This window comes from Pseudoalteromonas sp. C2R02 (assembly GCF_018860845.1).
Taxonomy (GTDB): domain Bacteria; phylum Pseudomonadota; class Gammaproteobacteria; order Enterobacterales; family Alteromonadaceae; genus Pseudoalteromonas.
Genome location: NZ_JAHKQC010000036.1, coordinates 1 through 18,024, shown reverse-complemented (window position 1 = coordinate 18,024; position 18,024 = coordinate 1). Strand labels below are relative to the sequence as shown.

The following is an 18,024-nucleotide window of genomic DNA, read 5'->3' as shown; positions in this document are numbered from 1 at the left end:
TATGGATAAGTTAAAATATGTACTTTATGATTGAAATTTAATGAAAGTTTAATATTTTCTGTTCAAGGTGACTTTTGCGTAGTTTATTTATATTTTTAACATGTTGTTTTTTCCCCCTCCACACAGTTATTGCAGTAGAAGTAGAAAAGTTTTCAGGTAGCACCGTTTATCACTCTCAAAATTTTGTAAAAGAACGCTCTGGTGCTTCTGTTATATTTAATGATAATTCACTCATACGCGTGCGTCTTCAAAATGATGCTAAATTACCTACATTTGAAGTTAATTGCGCAAAAGACCATCAGAATATTACTTTAACAATTTCGAAAGGCTCGATTAAGCAGCAATTAAATGGCAAGACCATGAGTGCTGAGGTTAATTATGGTGGCAGAGCTTTCAAAATTAAGGTTTTTGGTACAATTACTGATACCGGTAATTCTGAATTAATACTTGATAATAAAATAGATCAATCAGCAACATTAAATTCAACTATAGAAGCATTTAAAACTCTATATGCAATTGCTGATAAAGGCATGGGTGGTGAAATGCAGATAAAGCTTAATAATAAAACAAGTATTATAAATCTTACTGGCATGAGTAACGTGAGTAATATTTATGAATCTAAATGTGAAAATTATCAAAGTCACTAAATCACACAACTTAAACAGTTTCACGGAATTACAATGTTAGAAATTTCAAACACAGTCATATTATCAGAGTGGGAAATTGAGTTAAGTGCTATTCGAGCTCAAGGCAATGGTGGGCAAAGAGTTAATAAAGTGGCAACCGCTATCCATTTAAGGTTTGATATAAAAAGATCAACTTTACCTTCAGTATATAAAGAAAGGCTGCTAAAACTCACAGACAGTCGCATTACCTCTGACGGCGTAATTATTATCAAAGCGCAATCGTTTAGAACCCAAGAGATGAATAAAGATGATGCACTAAAACGCTTAAAAGAGATCGTTTTATCGGCAATGGTAGTACAAAAATCAAGACGAGCAACAAAACCAAGCCGTAACTCACAACGTAAACGTATGGATAGTAAAACGAAAAAGGGCAATACTAAAACTTTACGAGGTAAAGTGAAGTTTTAATCTACTCGGTGTTTCCATTGGTAGCACCATTGACTAATATTAGAAGCCTCAATTGGTTTACAAATATAATACCCTTGCACTATGTCACAGCCAGTTTGTTCTGCAACTTTCCAATGTTCAGCTGTTTCTATGCCTTCTGCAACAACGTGCATATCTAATGCATTGCTCATAGCAACACAGCTTTTGATTAAATCATACTGTGTTCTGTTGGTAACTGAATGTTGAAAAAATGATTTATCTAGCTTTAATTCATCAAATGGTAATCTATGTAGCCTTTCGATAGAAGCCGAACCAGTGCCAAAGTCATCTAGTGAAAGTAATACACCTTGGATAGCTAACCGACTGAGTGCCTCAAGCTCGACCTCGTGATTATCTTCTATGATGCTTTCAGTTACCTCTAAACATATCTTATTCTTAGGAATATTAAGTTCTGCTACTTTTGTTAAAAAGAGATCTGTGAACTCTGAAAATTTGAGTACATAAGGACTGATATTAATAGATAAAGTGATATCTATTCCTTGATTATACCAAGCCACCCAATCAGTGAAGGCTTTATCAATCACATTCAATGTGAGGTGGAATATTAAATCTGTTTCTTCAGATTTATCAATAAATTTATCAGGGGATATAAGGCCAAGGCTAGGGTGTCGTAATCTACAAAGTGCTTCTACACCTACCAATTTGCGATTTCTTAATTTCACTTGGGGCTGATAGAAAACTTCAATATCATCATTTTCAAGTGCGCGTATAATTTCATAAATCTTTAATTGTTGGGTTTCACTTTTTAATTCAGGGAGCTTGTTTTTACATACTAAAGTAAAAATATGATCAAAATCTTTTAGGTCGATAGGTTTATGTATGCTACCAACAAAATTTAAATTATATTTATTGGCTAGATCTTCCACACTTTGAATTATTTTGGTTGAAACACCACTAACAATAACGATATAACCCTGAAACTTACAAGCTGCTATTTTTTTAATAACTGAACACCATCCGTACCGGGCATGTTTAAATCTAAAAAAATCATATTAACATCTTTAAAGCTTTTTATTACAGCGAGTGCTTCAGGTGCAGAATTAGTTGTATGAACGTAATTAATGCCATAATTTTTAGTTAATATATTTTTGCATAACGAACAAATTGCTTTGCTGTCATCAACAACAAGTGCTTTTATCCAAGAGTGTGATTTATTATCCATTTTGTTAAGCCAACCCATGAAATTGTTAATTAAATTCTTGTGATTTAAAACTTAGTTCATTAAAAGCGTAGAATTAAATATATAAATGTCAAAATCACAATATATAAAATGATCATAAAGACGATATATTTTATAATTGTTAATATCAGGATAATTTTGTCTTGCTGCAGCAATAAATCTTCAAGCAGTTTCGTTACATACAGATTGACACCGGTGTCAATTGTGTTTATTGTTAGCCTATCTGCACAATAGTGCATTACTTAGCTTTGTTAATAAGAGAATAATCATGCTTAATCCATTTGATATTGTAATTTTTGGTGGCGGGGGAGACTTATCACTTCGTAAGCTATTACCTGCAATGTATCGTGCATATCAAGAAGGTAATTTACCTGAGGGCTCTTCAATTGTACCTACGGTACGTGAATTAGCAGATGAACAAGAATTTATAGAGAAAGTTAATCAAGCGCTACAAGATCATTTATCTCAAGGTGAATACAATAAAAAAGATTGGCAGAAGTTTAGTACTTTTATTAAACCTCTAGCACTAAATGTGACTGAAGTTGATGATGGCTGGAAAGCACTAAAAGCCATGTTAGAAACTGATTCTGCAGATAAATCTCGCGTATTTTATTTATCTCTACCACCTGCTGTTTACGGTAGTTGCTCTGAAGTGCTATCAAAGATGAATTTAATTACCCCGACGTCTCGTGTCGTTGTTGAAAAGCCAATTGGTTATTGTGGTGAATCAGCAGAAGTAATCAATGCTAAAGTAGCAGAGTATTTTGAAGAAGATCAAATCTTTCGAATCGATCATTATTTAGGTAAAGAAACAGTACAAAACTTAATGGCACTGCGTTTTTCAAATGTTATTTTTGAAAATCTTTGGGATGCTAAAACAATAGATAATATTCAAATTAGTATTTCTGAAACTGTTGGTCTTGAAACTCGCGCTGGTTTTTATGACAAAGCAGGTGCATTACGTGATATGGTTCAAAACCATTTATTACAGCTATTATGTTTAGTTGCGATGGAATCACCAAATAAATTATCTGCAAATAGTATTCGTACAGAAAAGCTAAAAGTATTAGAGTCACTTCGTCCATTAGTTGATGAAGCAGTAGATGAAAATGTGATCCGTGGTCAATATGTACCAGGAGAGCTTGATGGCAAAGTGGTACCGGGATATTTAGAAGAGCTAAATGCTGCTTCACATACTGAAACTTTTGTTGCTATTAGAGCAAACATTGATAACTGGCGTTGGTCAGGTGTACCATTTTACTTACGTACAGGTAAGAGAATGAAAAAACGCTGTGCAGAAATCATAGTAGAATATAAACCTGTTTCTCATAACGTATATCAAAACAATGTGGGTGATATTGCTCCAAATCGTTTGGTAATACGCTTACAACCTGAAGAAAGCATTCAGTTAACGCTTATGTCAAAACGATTAGACAGTTTAGATATGCAATTAGAGCCTGTTACTTTAAATTTAGATTTGTCTAAAGATTATGCTAATGGCTTCCACTCAGATGCATATAAACGATTAATGCTAGATGCAGCTGCAAATAACCCCGCGTTATTTATCCATAGAAATGAAGTAAAACAAGCATGGGGTTGGATTGATCCTATTATTGAAAAATGGGAAAAAGAAGGTACTCCTGCTTTATACAGAGCGGGTACTTGGGGACCTGAAGCTGCAGATGAACTACTCGCTCAAAAAGGGCATAAATGGTTTAACGTAGGCGAATAAAAATAATTTTATAGACATAAAAAAGGACTGTAATTCAGTCCTTTTTTGTTTTTACTACTTTACTTTTAAAGAGATTCTAAAGCGATTTTAACCATTTCATTAAATGTATTTTGACGATCTTCAGCAGGTAATGCTTCACCAGTAATTACATGATCGCTCACAGTGAATAATGCCATTGCATTTGCACCGTATTCTGCAGCAACACCGTATAAGCCGGCCGTTTCCATATCAACAGCCATAATGCCTAATTTATCTAACTCTTCATAAAAAGTTGGATCAGCTTGGTAAAAAGTATCCGTTGTAAATACATTACCTACTTTAGCTTCGATATCTAAAGTACGCGCTGCTTGTACGCCTTTCTCTAATAAATCAAAATCTGCAATAGCTGCAAAATCATAACCTCGTACACGAGTACGATTTACATTTGAATCTGTACTTGCGCCTTGAGCAAAAATAACATCTCTAATTTTGATATCTTTGCTAATGCCACCACAGGTGCCAATACGTATAAGGTTTTTAACATCATAACTGACAATCAGTTCACGAGCGTAAATAGACATAGAAGGAATACCCATTCCAGAAGCCATAATACTGACAGGTTTGCCTTTATAAGTACCGGTAAAACCAAACATATTACGGACACCCGTGACTTGGCGTGCATCATCTAAAAAGTTTTCAGCAATATATTGTGCGCGAAGCGGGTCGCCTGGCATTAGTACTGTTTGTGCAAAATCGTTTACGTTGGCACCGATATGTGGAGTGCTCATAGTGTTATCCTTTATCTTTATTTTTCGATTATTTTGCTTTTAATTGTTCAGCAAAACCTTCGCCATAATTTAATTTTGAAATATCAAACCATTGCGCTATGGTTTGACCCATATCTGCAAAGGTTTCTCTTTGTCCTAAAGCAACAGGTTTCATGTCTTTGGTATATGCTATAACAGGTACATACTCACGAGTATGTTCTGTTCCAGGCCAAGTTGGATCACAACCATGATCTGCGGTAATTATTAGCAAGTCATCTTGCTTTAATTCATCTAATATTTGCGGTAAGTATAGATCAAATTGCTTCAGCGCTTTTGCATAACCAATCGCATCACGTCTATGGCCAAATTTTTCATCAAAATCGACTAAGTTGGTAAATACAAGCGTATTATCTTTAGCTTCTTTAAATACCTGTTTGGTTTTTTCAAGCAAATTCATTAGACCAGGTGCTTTGTGTTTTTCGCTAATACCTTGATGGGCATATATATCTGCAATTTTACCTATGCTAACAACATGCGTTCCGGCATTAGTTAATTTGTCTAATACTGTTGGGCTTGGGGGTAATACAGAATAATCACGTCGATTGCCTGTGCGTGCAAAGTTATCACTTTTATCACCTAAAAATGGACGAGCAATAACACGACCGATATTGTATTCATTAACTAGTTCACGTGTTATTTCACATAATTCTAGTAATTTATCTAAACCAAAATGTTCTTCGTGCGCGGCGATTTGAAAAATGCTGTCAGCAGAGGTATAACAAATAGGCTTACCCGTTTTAATATGTTCTTCACCTAATTGCTCAAGTATGGTTGTACCTGAAGCATGACAGTTACCTAAAATTCCAGGTATACCTGAACGTTTTACTAATTCGTCGATTAACTCTTGTGGGAAAGTAGGGACTTCTTTTGGAAAATAACCCCAATCAAATAATACTGGGACACCTGCCATTTCCCAATGACCAGATGGCGTATCTTTACCAGTCGAAAGCTCTTTTGCATATCCCCAAGCGGTAATAGGGTGTTGGCGATCACTAATAATACAGGGCTCTTTTCCTGCAGCTTCACAGGCGTCAATTAAGCCCATTCGAGATAAGTTAGGTAAAGAAAGTTTATCACCAGTTTGTGTGTGATACTCAGCTAAAAGATGAGCAAGGGTATTTGCACCCACATCGCCAAAATCGGCTGCGTCGGGTGCCGCACCTATGCCCACACTATCAGCCATTAAAATTAACGCTTTTGCCATAACTAAACCTCAAATGTATGCGTTTAATAAAATATGTTACGTATTTATTTAAGTATACATTTAAGTTGATATTTAGCTTATAGCAAAGGACATTTGTCCGTAAAATTATCGGCTAATGTTAATCTTTTTCCTGAAATACCAAATATATGCACCCGTTATTACAAAAAATAATGGTAATAGTGAAATAAACAGCCATAAAATGCGAACAGGTAAACCAATAAAATCACCAATATGAAATTTATATTTAAAATGCCAAATTTGTGTTGCCATAGAAGCAGTTTGCGCATCATATACTTTTAAAATTTCACCTGTATATATGTCTACCCAAACCCAGCTATAAGCATAAGTTTCTTTAGGCATTTTTATCCTTAATGCCAATGGAGAGTCAGCTTCTGTCGGTAAATATATGCGATAAATATCACCTGAACTTAATACCTTTTGTCCTTGCTCGTAGGCAAAGTCTAAATTGATGTGTTGTTTAACTATAGACTTAGGTGCTTCAGGTCGAGATTCAATTTCTCCAGGGCTCAACCAGTTCACAATTTGTTTTGTTTGGTCTTTCCAATGAAATGCCATGCCTGAAAAGGCAATTAAGATTAAAGGTACGATTGAAAATACCCCAATCACAGTATGAAGTTGATACATTAAAACTTTAGGCTTAGCGCTGGGTTTAACTTTTAATCTTTTGAGCCGCTTTTTGGGCTTGAACCACATATATAAGCCAAAGAGCATTTCGATGATAAGGATTAAACTTGCGATCGAGATATATAATTTAAGCGGACGTTTATTATTGCCACTTTCATAAATGAGCCACCTATGCCAGTACATTACAAACCCATAAAAAGTATCATCAAAATTATACTGTAATAAAACATCTCCTGTATATTGATTGATACTTATAAATGTTTTATCCATTAATCTAGCCTGCCAAGCAAGTTCTGGCTCAGGAGAGGTGGTAAACATTTTAACTTTTGAGCCACTATAGGTTTCAATTTTAGTTATTAAGTCGCTTAAAGGTTTATGTGATTTTTTAGGTGTGACGCTCCAAATACTAGGGTTTACTAAATATTGAATTTCTTTGCCAAATACCAGTAAGGCACCAGATACACTTAAATTTATTAAAAACAGCCCACTTAAAAGGGCTAACAGAAGATGACAGCGGCGTAACCAAATCTTCATTTTTTATACTACTCCAAAAATACAAAAAGCAGCTCAATTGAGCTGCTTGGACGGGATGTGTAAATATTAAAAGCTGTACTTGATACCAGCGGTTACTGTGGTACCTAAGCTTTTAGTGTTATAACCCTTATAACTATATCCTTGTGAGCGAGCAGAGTAATAATCTTGATTAAATAAGTTTTCGATGCCAGTAAATATCGACCATTGTTTGATATTATAATTAGCGCTTAAATTAAATACGCTATAACTATCTATAGGTCCTTGATCACCACCATAGTTACCATCGTCATTGGCATCAAAACGTTTACGATCACCAACATAAAGGTAGGTTAATGATAAGTTCGTATTATCAATAGGTTGCCATTGAAGATTCATAGTTGCTTTAGGTGCACTGATTTGCTTTGCGCCTAAATAAACATCCTCTTGGGTGTTTTTTCCCTCAACTTGGCTATAAGTGGCATTAAAGTTAAGTGCTTCATTAATTTTATAAACGACTAAGGCTTCATAGCCCCAAATTTTTTGTGGTGCACGGACTGGTAAATAAATTCCAGTTTGAGGATCTAACTTATTGGTTGTACCAAGCTCCGAGGTGCTGCGATACACAGAAAATTCAAAACGTAAATCATCAAACTCTGAACTAAAACCAAGTTCATAATTATCTATGATTGATGCTTCAGTACGTATGTCTGAGATCTCAGTTACCGTTGCAGTACGTAATAAACGGCCAATATCCGAAATATCAGCACCTTGAGAAAAACTGATAAATGGGCTAAATGCATCAAAGAAATTATACTTCATAGCCACGTTATAAGTTGTTGCATCGTAATTTAAGGTATCACCCTTGACACTAAATGGTATAGAGCAGGTATCTACATTAGTACATAATTTAAGTGTTTTAAAATCATCTACTGATAAATCGATACTGTCTTGTCTAATACCTGCTTTAATAATAAATTCGTCATTTAATACCCATTTAGTTTGTACAAAACCTGCTAGATTTTTCATGTCCATTTCAGGTACCCAAATGCGACCATCAACCATGGGTTGTGATGTAACATCATTCAATGCATCAATACCGTATATAAAGGTACCTTCAACTTTATCCCAATCAAACTGACTATTAAAGGTCGCTCTTAGGCCTTTTTTATCCGATTTGATAAGAGATTGGCCGCCCTCATATCCTTCGCTTGGATTCGATAACTTCGGTGAGTAGAAAAATACGTTTTCAATTGTTTGGCTATAAACATCTAACGTTAAACGCGTATTATCTAATAGTTCATCATCGGTATATTTAAGCATGACATTATGATTACCTCGTTGACCCTGAGGTTCGCCGATACGCTCGGTGCCAACGGGTGCTTTAATAGCGTAAGTTTTAATGCCGGTATTAATACTGCCAACAACGTCAACTAAATCTGAGTCTTGTTCTGATTTATAATAGTTGTAACTTAAAGCGAGCGCTTTACTGCCATCAATTTGATATCCAAGTTTGGTAAAATAATTTTGTGTTGTGCTGTCTGATAATCCATATTTTAACCCTATGATGTCTCCTTCAGCGTCACGTTGAACCCCATTTTCTTCAGAACTGGCACTCATTACATAATTAAATTTATCTAACTGGCCATTAATTGCTGAGCTAAATCTCGTGCCGGCACTGTCTTCAAGTTTTACGGCACTAAAGCGTGTAGAGAAGCTGGCTTCGCCTGAGAAGCCTTTGTCGGTATTTGCTTTTTTAGTAATGTAGTTAATGATACCGCCTGCTGCACCATTACCATAAACAGAAGTTGCACCTTTGATTACCTCGATACGTTCAATTGCACTTGGGTCAAGTGTTCTTACACCTAAAGAACCGTTTCTAAGCGGGGTAGATTGTGGCACGCCATCGATCATGACTAAGGGTGCACGGCCACGCAAAGTTTGTGTTGAGTTACTTGATGTTCCGGTACTCGGCGCCATACCAGGCACTAAAATTGAAAGCAAATTTTGTAATTCTGAAGATACTTTTAGATGTGCTTCAATTTGTTGGCGAGTAATAACTGTGATAGAAGCGGGTACTTCGTCTATATTTTCTATAATACGACTACCAGTTACGATAATACGTTCTAGATCTTCTGGCTGTTTAGGAGTTTGTGTATTGGCTGATAAATTAGATGCTACGAGTAAGGCTAATATACTAAATGACGTTTTGAACATGGTATGAAAAATCCCTTGTGATATACGAGTTTTAAAATCACGCGAATCTTAATGTTAACTGTTATCGTTTGCAACTGGTTTGTTGTTTAATAATTATATTAATAAATTTAAATCAAAGAATAGCGATTTAAGGTATTAAATATTTTGAATTTAAAAAATAAATAAACGATTTATGCTGATTTAAAGGAGTTGATTTCCAGATATATTTAGTGAGCGGACATTTGTCCTGTTTGCAATTGAAGTGAGCGGGTAAATTATCGTTTTTCTATCTAGCCACAGAGATCTTTTTTTAAATTTTTGTTATCGTAGGCTACTTTTGTTATTCGATTGGATGTAATTTTTTGTGACTAGAACCATTATTGCTATAGCTGGTGCATCAGCATCAGGAAAGTCTTTATTTAGCCAAACTATCTATAATGAGTTAGTTAATGAATTAGAACCCGGCGCCATTGCTATTTTAGAAGAAGACGCCTATTACCGTGATCAGTCTCATTTACCTTTTGATCACCGTACACAGACTAACTATGATCATCCAGATGCGTTTGAGCATGAGCTAATGTGTGAACATTTAATGCAGTTACGTGCAGGAAATGCAGTAGAAGTACCAACATATGATTATGCACAACATACACGTAGTGATAAAACCAGACGTATTAATGCGGCTAAAGTAATTATTGTTGAAGGTATCTTATTATTATCTGACGAAAAATTATGTGAAGAATTTAATATTAAGGTGTTTATAGATACACCATTAGACATTTGTTTAATGCGAAGAATGCAAAGGGATATTGAAGAGCGTGGCCGTAGTTTACCATCGGTTATCGAACAATATCAGGCAACAGTTCGACCTATGTTTTATCAATTTATTGAACCATCAAAGCAAAATGCAGATCTAGTTGTAACGCGTGGTGGCAAAAATAGAGTCGCGATTGATTTAATTAAAAGTAAAATTACTCAAATATTACAACAATAATAATAGCTAAAAAGCTAGAAAGAATTTTAGGATATTTTAATGACAACAATCATGACATTGGTCGGTATGACTACCTTACTATTGGTTGCGTTTATCGCATCAACCAATAGAAGTGCAATTAATTTACGAACAGTTGGTTGTGCATTTGGTTTACAAGTTTTAATTGGTGGCTTTGTTTTATATTTCCCAGCAGGTCAAGATGTTTTAGTCGCTGTTTCAGCTAAAGTATCAAGTATTATTAACTATGCGAATGATGGAATTAAATTTTTATTTGGAGGCTTAGTTTCCGATAATATAGGTTTTGTATTTGCATTAAATGTATTACCTATCATTGTATTTTTCTCTGCGTTAGTTGCGGTGCTTTATTACTTAGGCATTATGAACTGGATCATAAAGATATTAGGTGGAGGTTTACAAAAATTATTGGGTACGTCAAAAACAGAGTCTCTATCAGCGACGGCTAATATTTTTGTAGGGCAGACTGAAGCGCCATTGGTTGTAAAACCTTTTATTCCGACTATGACGCAATCAGAATTGTTTGCCGTAATGGTAGGCGGCCTTGCAACAGTAGCTGGTTCTATACTTGCCGGTTATGTCATTATTGGTATTGATCTTAAGTACTTGATAGCGGCTAGTTTTATGGCAGCACCAGGTGGTTTCTTAATGGCAAAAATGATGGTGCCAGAAACAGAAACACCGATAGAAAATCTAGAAAACATAAAAGTTGATGACGATGACAAGCCTGTAAATGTGATTGACGCAGCAGCAGGTGGTGCATCAAGTGGTATGCATTTAGCACTTAATGTAGGTGCAATGCTACTTGCGTTTGTAGCTTTAATTGCCATGTTAAACGGTCTTTTAGGCGGTGTTGGTGAATGGTTTGGTATGCCAGATATTACAATACAACAAATCTTAGGATACATATTTGCACCAGTCGCTTGGCTTTTAGGTGTGCCTTGGAGTGAAGCTGTCACTGCGGGTAGTTTTATAGGTCAAAAATTGGTTGTAAACGAATTTGTAGCCTATCTTGATTTTATAAAATTTAGAGATCAGTTAAGTGAACATACGCAAGTTGTGATTACATTTGCATTATGTGGTTTTGCTAACTTATCTTCAATTGCAATTTTGCTAGGTGGACTTGGTGGCATGGCTCCAAGTCGTCGTAAGGATATCGCCCGCCTAGGTCTCAGAGCAGTTATGGCAGGGTCCATGGCTAATCTAATGAGCGCTGCCATTGCCGGCTTCTTCTTATCAATTAGTTAAAATTGATACTATAAATTTAAGGGCGACTTACATGGAATTACAAACGGTAGATTTTAAAGCAGATGACGCAGCTGAATTATTTGTTGAATCATTACGTAATACAGGCTTTGGTGTATTAAAAAATCACCCAATTCCAAAAGAATTGGTTGAGTCAATTTATGAAAATTGGCAAGCATTTTTTAATTCTGAAGAAAAAAGAGATTTTCCTTTTAGCAAAGAAAATCAAGATGGTTACTTTGGTCCCGAAACGTCAGAAATCGCTAAAGGCCATAAAGTAAAAGATATTAAAGAGTATTACCATGTATATCCTAAAGGTCGTGTACCAGCACAACTTGAAGAACAAATACGTGAGTATTACCGTTTAGCAAACCAACTTGCAGCGCAGTTATTAACTTGGGTTCAAGAAAATGCACCTAAAGAAGTAAGTGAAAAGTTCTCGATTGATCTAAAAGATATGATCAAAAATTCAGAGCAAACTTTATTGCGTATTTTACATTACCCGCCAATGACAGGTGATGAAGAACCAGGTGCAATACGTGCAGCGGCACATGGTGATATTAACTTATTAACAATTTTACCAGCAGCAAATGAGCCTGGCTTACAAGTACTCAACAAAGATGAGTCTTGGTTAGACGTACCATGTGACTTTGGTAACTTAATTATTAATATTGGTGACATGTTACAAGAAACGTCAGGTGGTTATTTTCCATCAACGATTCATCGTGTGATCAATCCAACAGGTAAAGCGTCAACGAAATCACGTATTTCATTGCCTTTATTTTTACATCCGCATCCAGAAGTTGTGTTATCAGAGCGTTACACAGCAGATGAGTACTTAAACGAACGTTTAAGAGAATTAGGTGTAAAATAATTAGAAATTAACAAGCATTAATTGAGTTTATATTGATTTAGGTAACTTGCTTAAATCAAATTATAAACTCAAAGGACAGATCAATTAAAGGACTGTTTGGTGTCTTAAGGGGTTAAGGCAGTAGACAAATATTGAACGAAGAGCAAAGGGCCGTAAGGCCCTTTTTTCGTTTTAAAGTTTAGTAATTAGGAGAAATAATTAATATTAACGCCAACTCGTTAACTGGTAGTTGTTCATAATGCGTTCAATTGTTCCATTCTTTTGAAGCTCTGCCATATTTTTATCAAATAAATCCATTGCAGACTGTATACTTTCTTTGTGTGCTTGGGGCGTAAATGCCATATAAATATTTGTCGTATTAACACAACCCGCATTGCGATATTTATGTGAAAGTTGCATTTTATTTAACTCATGCATGGTTGTATTGTAGGTAAATAAAAAAGCATCAATGCGTTTTTTATCAAGTTTACCTATGCTTTGTTTTATATAACGACCAAGGTAAGGCTGAAACTGAAATTGTTCAGGGGTGGGTTTTGACATAATCGTTTAGCTCTTCAATAGACGTATCGTTCCCTATGCCTATTTGCATATCTGAAAGTGATGATGCACCTTGATATTGCCAGTCAGAATCAACGGAAGAGAAAAAACACATACGTTGAATTCCTATTTTTTTCTTTTGGATATCTTAAAGTCGGGGCTTCAGCTTTGGCAGGAGAGAGCAAGACATCAATCTTTCCTTCTTTAACGAGTTTTATTGCACGTGACCAAGGATAATAAACTATTTGTAAATCAAAGTCAGAGTCTTTGAAAACAGATTTTACAATATCAATAATAAAGCCCGGTTTTTGATCATTGGTATAAATTGTATCATCAGTAATAGGGCATAACTGGGGGCACCAATCAATTGCTGCGACTGTTAAAGGTTCAGACCTTGTAAATGTAGGTAAAAGTAATAATAAATAAAGATACTTCTTTGTGAACAATATAAATCTCGACTTTAGCTTTTGCTGGCTTGTATTAAAATTTCGAGTTTTAGTATAAACAAGAATAGTCGAGCAGAGCAATACACTGCTTTATATTTTAATTTTTAAAAGAAGCTAATGACTGTTCAATACAAATAGCGCAGTGCGCATCATTTGCGGCGTATAATATTTGATTTTTATTTAAAGGATATGCACCCCAGTTTGACATTTGTGCCCCTTTTGCTAAACGTGATTTGAGCACCATAGCAACAGCAGCTTGCGCGCCAATTTGATTTTTATCACCCACTAAATTCTTTAATTTAACTGATAAATCTTCCGTATTTAAAATATTAATATTGAATTTAGATCGTAGTTCTTTGTTATCGCCTTTAAGTCCAAAGCCAACTTTTTTAATATTAGGATTCGCAAGTATTTCGTTTGCAGCTGCCAGCGCTGCAGAGAACTTAGTTGGAAACAAAAATGCTTTTGATGATGTTGAAAGCTGAATTAAAGTGGGACCAGGGCTCACTGCGCCTTTACGAAAAATAGGTTTACTCTCAGTATCAAACCCTAAACAGGGCTCATGTATTAACTGTTTTAATGCCTCAACTGCATCTTGTTCATTTTCAATAATTTTAATATTAACAAGGCTTATACCTGAATATAAAGGTAATTCCCTTATTTGTTCCTTAGTAGGACGTTGCATTTTATTCCTGTTATTTTTACTTTTTAAAATCAGACATAAATCAATACGCTAAGCTGCATCATCTATTTTAAACTTTTTAGTGTTTTACCATAACCCAAAAAGCGTAATTATTAGGGATAAATTTTAGGTATACTTATTCGTTTTGTTAAATTTAATGCTGGATTAGCACTAAATAAACAAATCATAAAAAGCTGTTGAATCATTTATTATCTAACTATCTTCAGCTACTTTATTAGTTACAAAGTGAGACATATTTTTACTGATTTAAAGAACTACTATTATTGATATATAAGACTTTTATTGGAGCTATTTTTAGCAATGAATCAAAATATATATGTTTTGCACGGTTTTGAGTGATAAAACCTTATTAATAAAACAATGTAATGCGGCCTAGAAAGCCGCTTTGTTAAGTCGACGAATCAAAATATAGGCGGTTTTGAATCACTTTGGGGTATTTTGTGCGGCTATGTTTCTTTTTTAGAATAAAGTAAATTGCTATAGCTAATTGGCTGATTTTAAAATTTATATTGACTAAAAATAGTAAAATGAAGCCTAATTATGTAGGAGTTCGTGACGAATATTTGTTGTAATTAATATGTATATACATTACATTTGAGCTTGAAAAGGATATATCTTTTTCGAATAAAAAGTACGAAATCCATTTCGTATTTTTGGCTTGGGTGTATTAGATAGTAGTCTGCAAACTAATGATATCTATTATTACCCTTGCTGCCTCTACATCACTAGCAAAGCACAACCCAATAAATACGTTTACTTGTCGCATTATCTTCGGTGCAGCTTTTATTAAAGCTATTTTTACATCTGTGCTGTAGTTTCTTGCTTGGTTGGCTTTTGCCATACTAACTTCCTTTAGTGATAAAAAAAGCGTTACACTCCAACCAAAGTGCTGATTCTTAAATCAATAAAATCATTATACCAAATCATTTGTATGTGATTCAAATGACGATTAAAGCTTAAATGTAATAAAAACATGAGATAATAGGTAAAACTTTAACCTAATCAAAAAAAAGCGTACAATTCGCAAAAATCTAAACCGGCACCACTAAAATATAAATAAAATCATTAAATTCAACAACTTAAAAACCCCCTTTAATTTTAAAAATAATTTAATTTTTTTTAATTAACCGGAGTTTTACCCCATTAAAAGCGAACTTAATTTGCAAAAATAAAAAAACGCAGTTAAGCACTTGATGTTTTACTCACTAAAAGCGAGCAGACTTAGTTATTTTGTTCTGTTAATTAATTTTCATTATGGAACCATGCAGTAACTTTATCTTTTGAAGTTATAAAGCTGGCCGTTTTTACATTAGAAGAAAAAGCAATTGCATCTCCTAAAGTAGTATTTTTTAATTTACAACGATTAAAGTATGATGTTAATTTTTTTCATGATTTTTTTTAGGTCTATGGTTTTGGGCTGTTACCCAATAAACAATATGAATTAAGGCATCTTTGTGCTTGTTTTCTAAGCGTAATACATTAGCCAAGTTCTCATGAACATCTGCATCTAAAGCTAAGGTTTGTTCAACATTAAAGCCACTTATATTGGCGTGTTCCATATATTGGAGTTTTTGTTCATGTAAGAACCCCCATGCTTCATCATATTTTTTATTCTTAATTGCATCTTTAGCTTTATGTCCTGCCTTAGCTTCTTTCCCTAGATGATCTCGTTTAACCATTTCTTCTATGCTTATTTTGCTAACCATCACATATCCTTTTTATAAATTGTTACCGAGCAGACTTAGTTATTTTGATTCAAAAGTACAATTTAAAAAGAACTACATACATTATTAAATCGTCAGGTTAAAACTAAACTGCTCAAGTCTTTTAATTAATGCTTGATTGCTGATATTTTTTTGATTGGTTTCAGCAAGTGAGAAATAGATTATTTCACTTTTTTTCATACCCACCATGATATCTGTTTTGTTTGCACAAATAGCATCTACGGCACTAATCCCAAGTTGAGTCGCTAAAACCCTATCCATTGCAACAGGTGCGCCGCCGCGTTGCACATACCCTAAAATTGCACTTTGGGTATCGACACCGGTATGCGCTGAAATCTTTTTAGCAAGCTCTGCAGTAGAGAATGATAGGGCGTTTTCTGCAACCACTATCACATAACTTTGCGGATAATTGTGTTTAGTTGCATCTTTAATTGATTCAAGTAACTGCGAGATGAATTCTGATTCGTTTTCAATTAATTCATGGCAAATAATTTGCTGTGCGCCCGATGCGATGCCTGATTCCATGGCAATAAAACCACAGTCTCGGCCCATTACTTCAATAACAAAAATACGGTCAAAAGCATCAGCGGTATCACGAATTTTATCTATGCAATCAAGTGCCGTATCAATCGCAGTCCAAAACCCTATTGTTTGATCTGTGCCATTAATATCGTTATCTATGGTACCGGGAATGCCAATTAGCTGACCTTGCCATTGTTGCCCTAAAGCTTGTGCGCCTTTAAAGCTACCATCTCCACCAATTACAACTAATGCATTTATACTTAAATCATTTAAGCTTTGTGCAGCCTGTGCTACACCTGCGCTTTGATACATGGCTTTACAGCGTGCTGTTTTTAAAACAGTGCCGCCTTTATGAATAATATTATCAACCGTTTTTAAAGTTAAATCGATATAGTCTTTTTCAATGATGCCATGAAATCCAGCGATAAAACCGAATACTTGATACCCATTTTGAATTGCTTTTAAGGTGACTGCGCGAATAGCGGCATTCATACCCGGCGCATCGCCACCTGAGGTAATTATGGCAAGTATGGGTTTATCTGCTATTACTATTTTATCCATGGTATAAAACTCTATATTTATCTTTGCTGACGCTAGATTAACGTAAGTTATCTATCTGATCTATCTAAGATTTGGTTAATTAAAATTTAAAGTCCAAATTACAAATTACAAATTATCAGCTTATTTAGTCCTGTAAATTTTTGGTGATACACCCGTCCAAAGTTTGAATGCGCGAGTAAATACCGCTGGCTCTGAAAAACCAAGTTGCCGTGAAATATCTGATATTGGAATGTTGGGTTGGCTTAATAAGTGAATTGCAGTATCACGTCTCACATTATCTTTTAATGCTTGAAAACTGGTACCTTCATCATTTAGTTTACGTCTTAATGTACGTGTTGTGACATGTAATTGCTGCGCAATTGCATCCATATTTGTTGATGCTATTTGTGCATTATTTTCTAAATAAGTTACAACTCTTTGTGTAAACACCTGAAAATAAGCTTGGCGCGTAAACCAATCAAATGGTGCACGTTTAAGATAGATTCTAAGGGCTTTAGCTGTTTGGATCACGGGCATTTTTAGATATTTGGTATCAAATATAATTGTCGTACTCTCTTGATTAAAATCTGCCGGGCAGGGATACATTAAGCTGTATTCATCAATATGTAGAGGCTTTGGATAGGCCAAATGAATTGACTTTAAAGGTATATGTTGGCCAATAAGCCAACTTGGAAAGCGATGCCAAACTAACATCAAAAATTCTCGCAAAGAATAATCAGGATCAAGAGATTCATCGGCTAAAGTCATTGTAAAGTAGGCAAGGTTATCTTCAACTTTAAACTCTAATGTCACTGCATCTGTTATTAGGTTATAAAAGTGACAGATATGGCGATATACCGCTTTTAAGTTTGGACAATGAGCAGCTTGTTTTGCCATTAAGGTAAATACACCGTGTTTTGTTGCTTGACTTGCAAGGCCTAAAAAGTCGTCATTTCCTTGATGCCACAGCTCTCTCATTAATCTACTAAACTGATCAGGTGTGATCCTTAGCTGCGAA

General features: G+C 34.9%; 20 protein-coding genes. 6 read left to right on the top strand and 14 right to left on the bottom strand.

Annotated features, from left to right (window positions below):
• Positions 1–74: 74 nt before the first annotated feature.
• Both KO527_RS15695 and arfB read left to right on the top strand, forming a co-directional pair.
• On the top strand, positions 75–647 hold the full coding sequence (locus tag KO527_RS15695; protein WP_216041234.1) for a hypothetical protein: 573 nt from the start codon (positions 75–77) through the stop codon (positions 645–647).
• Positions 648–680: 33 nt separating this feature from the next.
• Positions 681–1,094, top strand: a complete 414-nt coding sequence (arfB, locus tag KO527_RS15690) for an alternative ribosome rescue aminoacyl-tRNA hydrolase ArfB (protein ID WP_042143197.1) — start codon at positions 681–683, stop codon at positions 1,092–1,094.
• Here the strand turns inward: arfB and KO527_RS15685 are convergent.
• Together KO527_RS15685 and KO527_RS15680 are read right to left on the bottom strand one after the other, a co-directional pair.
• Positions 1,091–1,999, bottom strand: coding sequence for an EAL domain-containing protein (locus KO527_RS15685; protein ID WP_216041233.1), 909 nt, complete (start codon positions 1,997–1,999; stop codon positions 1,091–1,093). The genes arfB and KO527_RS15685 overlap by 4 nt on opposite strands.
• Positions 2,000–2,064: 65 nt before the next feature.
• On the bottom strand, positions 2,065–2,295 hold the full coding sequence (locus KO527_RS15680) for a response regulator (protein WP_216041232.1): 231 nt from the start codon (positions 2,293–2,295) through the stop codon (positions 2,065–2,067).
• 286 nt (positions 2,296–2,581) lie between these two features.
• Between KO527_RS15680 and zwf the strand changes: the two genes are divergently transcribed.
• The gene (gene zwf / locus KO527_RS15675; RefSeq protein WP_042143194.1) at positions 2,582–4,045 is read left to right on the top strand and encodes a glucose-6-phosphate dehydrogenase; all 1,464 of its coding nucleotides are present in this window, start codon (positions 2,582–2,584) and stop codon (positions 4,043–4,045) included.
• Positions 4,046–4,110: 65 nt separating this feature from the next.
• On the opposite strand, the gene deoD is transcribed toward zwf, so the two are convergent.
• The 4 genes from deoD to KO527_RS15655 all read right to left on the bottom strand — a co-directional run bounded on the left by deoD (position 4,111) and on the right by KO527_RS15655 (position 9,427).
• Entirely contained in the window at positions 4,111–4,812 is a 702-nt protein-coding gene (deoD, locus tag KO527_RS15670) for a purine-nucleoside phosphorylase (protein WP_042143192.1), read from the bottom strand.
• A gap of 28 nt (positions 4,813–4,840) precedes the next feature.
• A complete protein-coding gene (locus tag KO527_RS15665) occupies positions 4,841–6,055 on the bottom strand; it encodes a phosphopentomutase (protein WP_216041231.1) in 1,215 nt (404 codons plus the stop codon).
• A gap of 105 nt (positions 6,056–6,160) precedes the next feature.
• Positions 6,161–7,234 (bottom strand): PepSY-associated TM helix domain-containing protein, encoded by a 1,074-nt coding sequence (locus tag KO527_RS15660; protein ID WP_216041230.1) that lies wholly within the window; start codon positions 7,232–7,234, stop codon positions 6,161–6,163.
• 66 nt (positions 7,235–7,300) lie between these two features.
• Positions 7,301–9,427 (bottom strand): TonB-dependent receptor, encoded by a 2,127-nt coding sequence (locus KO527_RS15655; protein ID WP_216041229.1) that lies wholly within the window; start codon positions 9,425–9,427, stop codon positions 7,301–7,303.
• A 343-nt stretch (positions 9,428–9,770) separates the two neighbouring features.
• Between KO527_RS15655 and udk the strand changes: the two genes are divergently transcribed.
• From udk to KO527_RS15640, 3 genes are read left to right on the top strand one after another with little or no spacing between them, the layout of a single operon-like run.
• Positions 9,771–10,400: a uridine kinase gene (gene udk / locus KO527_RS15650; protein WP_216041228.1), complete on the top strand. Its 630-nt coding sequence runs from the start codon at positions 9,771–9,773 to the stop codon at positions 10,398–10,400.
• A gap of 39 nt (positions 10,401–10,439) precedes the next feature.
• Positions 10,440–11,663: a NupC/NupG family nucleoside CNT transporter gene (locus KO527_RS15645; protein ID WP_216041227.1), complete on the top strand. Its 1,224-nt coding sequence runs from the start codon at positions 10,440–10,442 to the stop codon at positions 11,661–11,663.
• A gap of 31 nt (positions 11,664–11,694) precedes the next feature.
• Positions 11,695–12,534, top strand: a complete 840-nt coding sequence (locus KO527_RS15640) for a 2OG-Fe(II) oxygenase family protein (protein WP_216041226.1) — start codon at positions 11,695–11,697, stop codon at positions 12,532–12,534.
• A 204-nt stretch (positions 12,535–12,738) separates the two neighbouring features.
• Here KO527_RS15640 and KO527_RS15635 read toward each other — a convergent pair whose 3' ends face one another.
• From KO527_RS15635 to KO527_RS15605, 8 genes are all read right to left on the bottom strand, one after another.
• Positions 12,739–13,074 (bottom strand): hypothetical protein, encoded by a 336-nt coding sequence (locus KO527_RS15635; RefSeq protein WP_216041225.1) that lies wholly within the window; start codon positions 13,072–13,074, stop codon positions 12,739–12,741.
• Positions 13,055–13,186 carry a hypothetical protein gene (locus KO527_RS26310; RefSeq protein WP_289847705.1) on the bottom strand — a complete coding sequence of 44 codons (132 nt, stop codon included), beginning with the start codon at positions 13,184–13,186 and terminating at the stop codon, positions 13,055–13,057. Before KO527_RS26310 ends, KO527_RS15635 begins: the two co-directional genes overlap by 20 nt.
• Positions 13,164–13,517, bottom strand: a complete 354-nt coding sequence (locus KO527_RS15630) for a transporter substrate-binding domain-containing protein (RefSeq protein ID WP_216041224.1) — start codon at positions 13,515–13,517, stop codon at positions 13,164–13,166. The genes KO527_RS26310 and KO527_RS15630 overlap by 23 nt, the downstream gene beginning before the upstream one ends.
• A gap of 97 nt (positions 13,518–13,614) precedes the next feature.
• On the bottom strand, positions 13,615–14,202 hold the full coding sequence (locus KO527_RS15625) for a 3'-5' exonuclease (protein WP_216041223.1): 588 nt from the start codon (positions 14,200–14,202) through the stop codon (positions 13,615–13,617).
• 685 nt (positions 14,203–14,887) lie between these two features.
• Positions 14,888–15,061 (bottom strand): hypothetical protein, encoded by a 174-nt coding sequence (locus KO527_RS15620; protein WP_216041222.1) that lies wholly within the window; start codon positions 15,059–15,061, stop codon positions 14,888–14,890.
• Between the two features lie 535 nt (positions 15,062–15,596).
• Positions 15,597–15,926, bottom strand: a complete 330-nt coding sequence (locus tag KO527_RS15615) for a hypothetical protein (protein ID WP_216041221.1) — start codon at positions 15,924–15,926, stop codon at positions 15,597–15,599.
• A gap of 84 nt (positions 15,927–16,010) precedes the next feature.
• Entirely contained in the window at positions 16,011–17,027 is a 1,017-nt protein-coding gene (locus KO527_RS15610) for an ATP-dependent 6-phosphofructokinase (RefSeq protein ID WP_216041220.1), read from the bottom strand.
• Between the two features lie 120 nt (positions 17,028–17,147).
• Positions 17,148–18,024: AraC family transcriptional regulator (locus KO527_RS15605; protein ID WP_216041219.1), on the bottom strand; the 877-nt coding region annotated here is incomplete at its 5' end.

Coding starts and splice junctions, on each gene's coding strand:
- KO527_RS15680 (WP_216041232.1), bottom strand. CDS start 2,295: ATGGATAATAAATCACACTCTTGGATAAAAGCACTTGTTGTTGATGAC.
- KO527_RS15625 (WP_216041223.1), bottom strand. CDS start 14,202: ATGCAACGTCCTACTAAGGAACAAATAAGGGAATTACCTTTATATTCA.
- KO527_RS26310 (WP_289847705.1), bottom strand. CDS start 13,186: ATGTGTTTTTTCTCTTCCGTTGATTCTGACTGGCAATATCAAGGTGCA.
- KO527_RS15610 (WP_216041220.1), bottom strand. CDS start 17,027: ATGGATAAAATAGTAATAGCAGATAAACCCATACTTGCCATAATTACC.
- deoD (WP_042143192.1), bottom strand. CDS start 4,812: ATGAGCACTCCACATATCGGTGCCAACGTAAACGATTTTGCACAAACA.
- KO527_RS15665 (WP_216041231.1), bottom strand. CDS start 6,055: ATGGCAAAAGCGTTAATTTTAATGGCTGATAGTGTGGGCATAGGTGCG.
- KO527_RS15615 (WP_216041221.1), bottom strand. CDS start 15,926: ATGGTTAGCAAAATAAGCATAGAAGAAATGGTTAAACGAGATCATCTA.
- arfB (WP_042143197.1), top strand. CDS start 681: ATGTTAGAAATTTCAAACACAGTCATATTATCAGAGTGGGAAATTGAG.
- KO527_RS15645 (WP_216041227.1), top strand. CDS start 10,440: ATGACAACAATCATGACATTGGTCGGTATGACTACCTTACTATTGGTT.
- KO527_RS15640 (WP_216041226.1), top strand. CDS start 11,695: ATGGAATTACAAACGGTAGATTTTAAAGCAGATGACGCAGCTGAATTA.
- KO527_RS15655 (WP_216041229.1), bottom strand. CDS start 9,427: ATGTTCAAAACGTCATTTAGTATATTAGCCTTACTCGTAGCATCTAAT.
- KO527_RS15635 (WP_216041225.1), bottom strand. CDS start 13,074: ATGTCAAAACCCACCCCTGAACAATTTCAGTTTCAGCCTTACCTTGGT.
- zwf (WP_042143194.1), top strand. CDS start 2,582: ATGCTTAATCCATTTGATATTGTAATTTTTGGTGGCGGGGGAGACTTA.
- KO527_RS15620 (WP_216041222.1), bottom strand. CDS start 15,061: ATGGCAAAAGCCAACCAAGCAAGAAACTACAGCACAGATGTAAAAATA.
- KO527_RS15660 (WP_216041230.1), bottom strand. CDS start 7,234: ATGAAGATTTGGTTACGCCGCTGTCATCTTCTGTTAGCCCTTTTAAGT.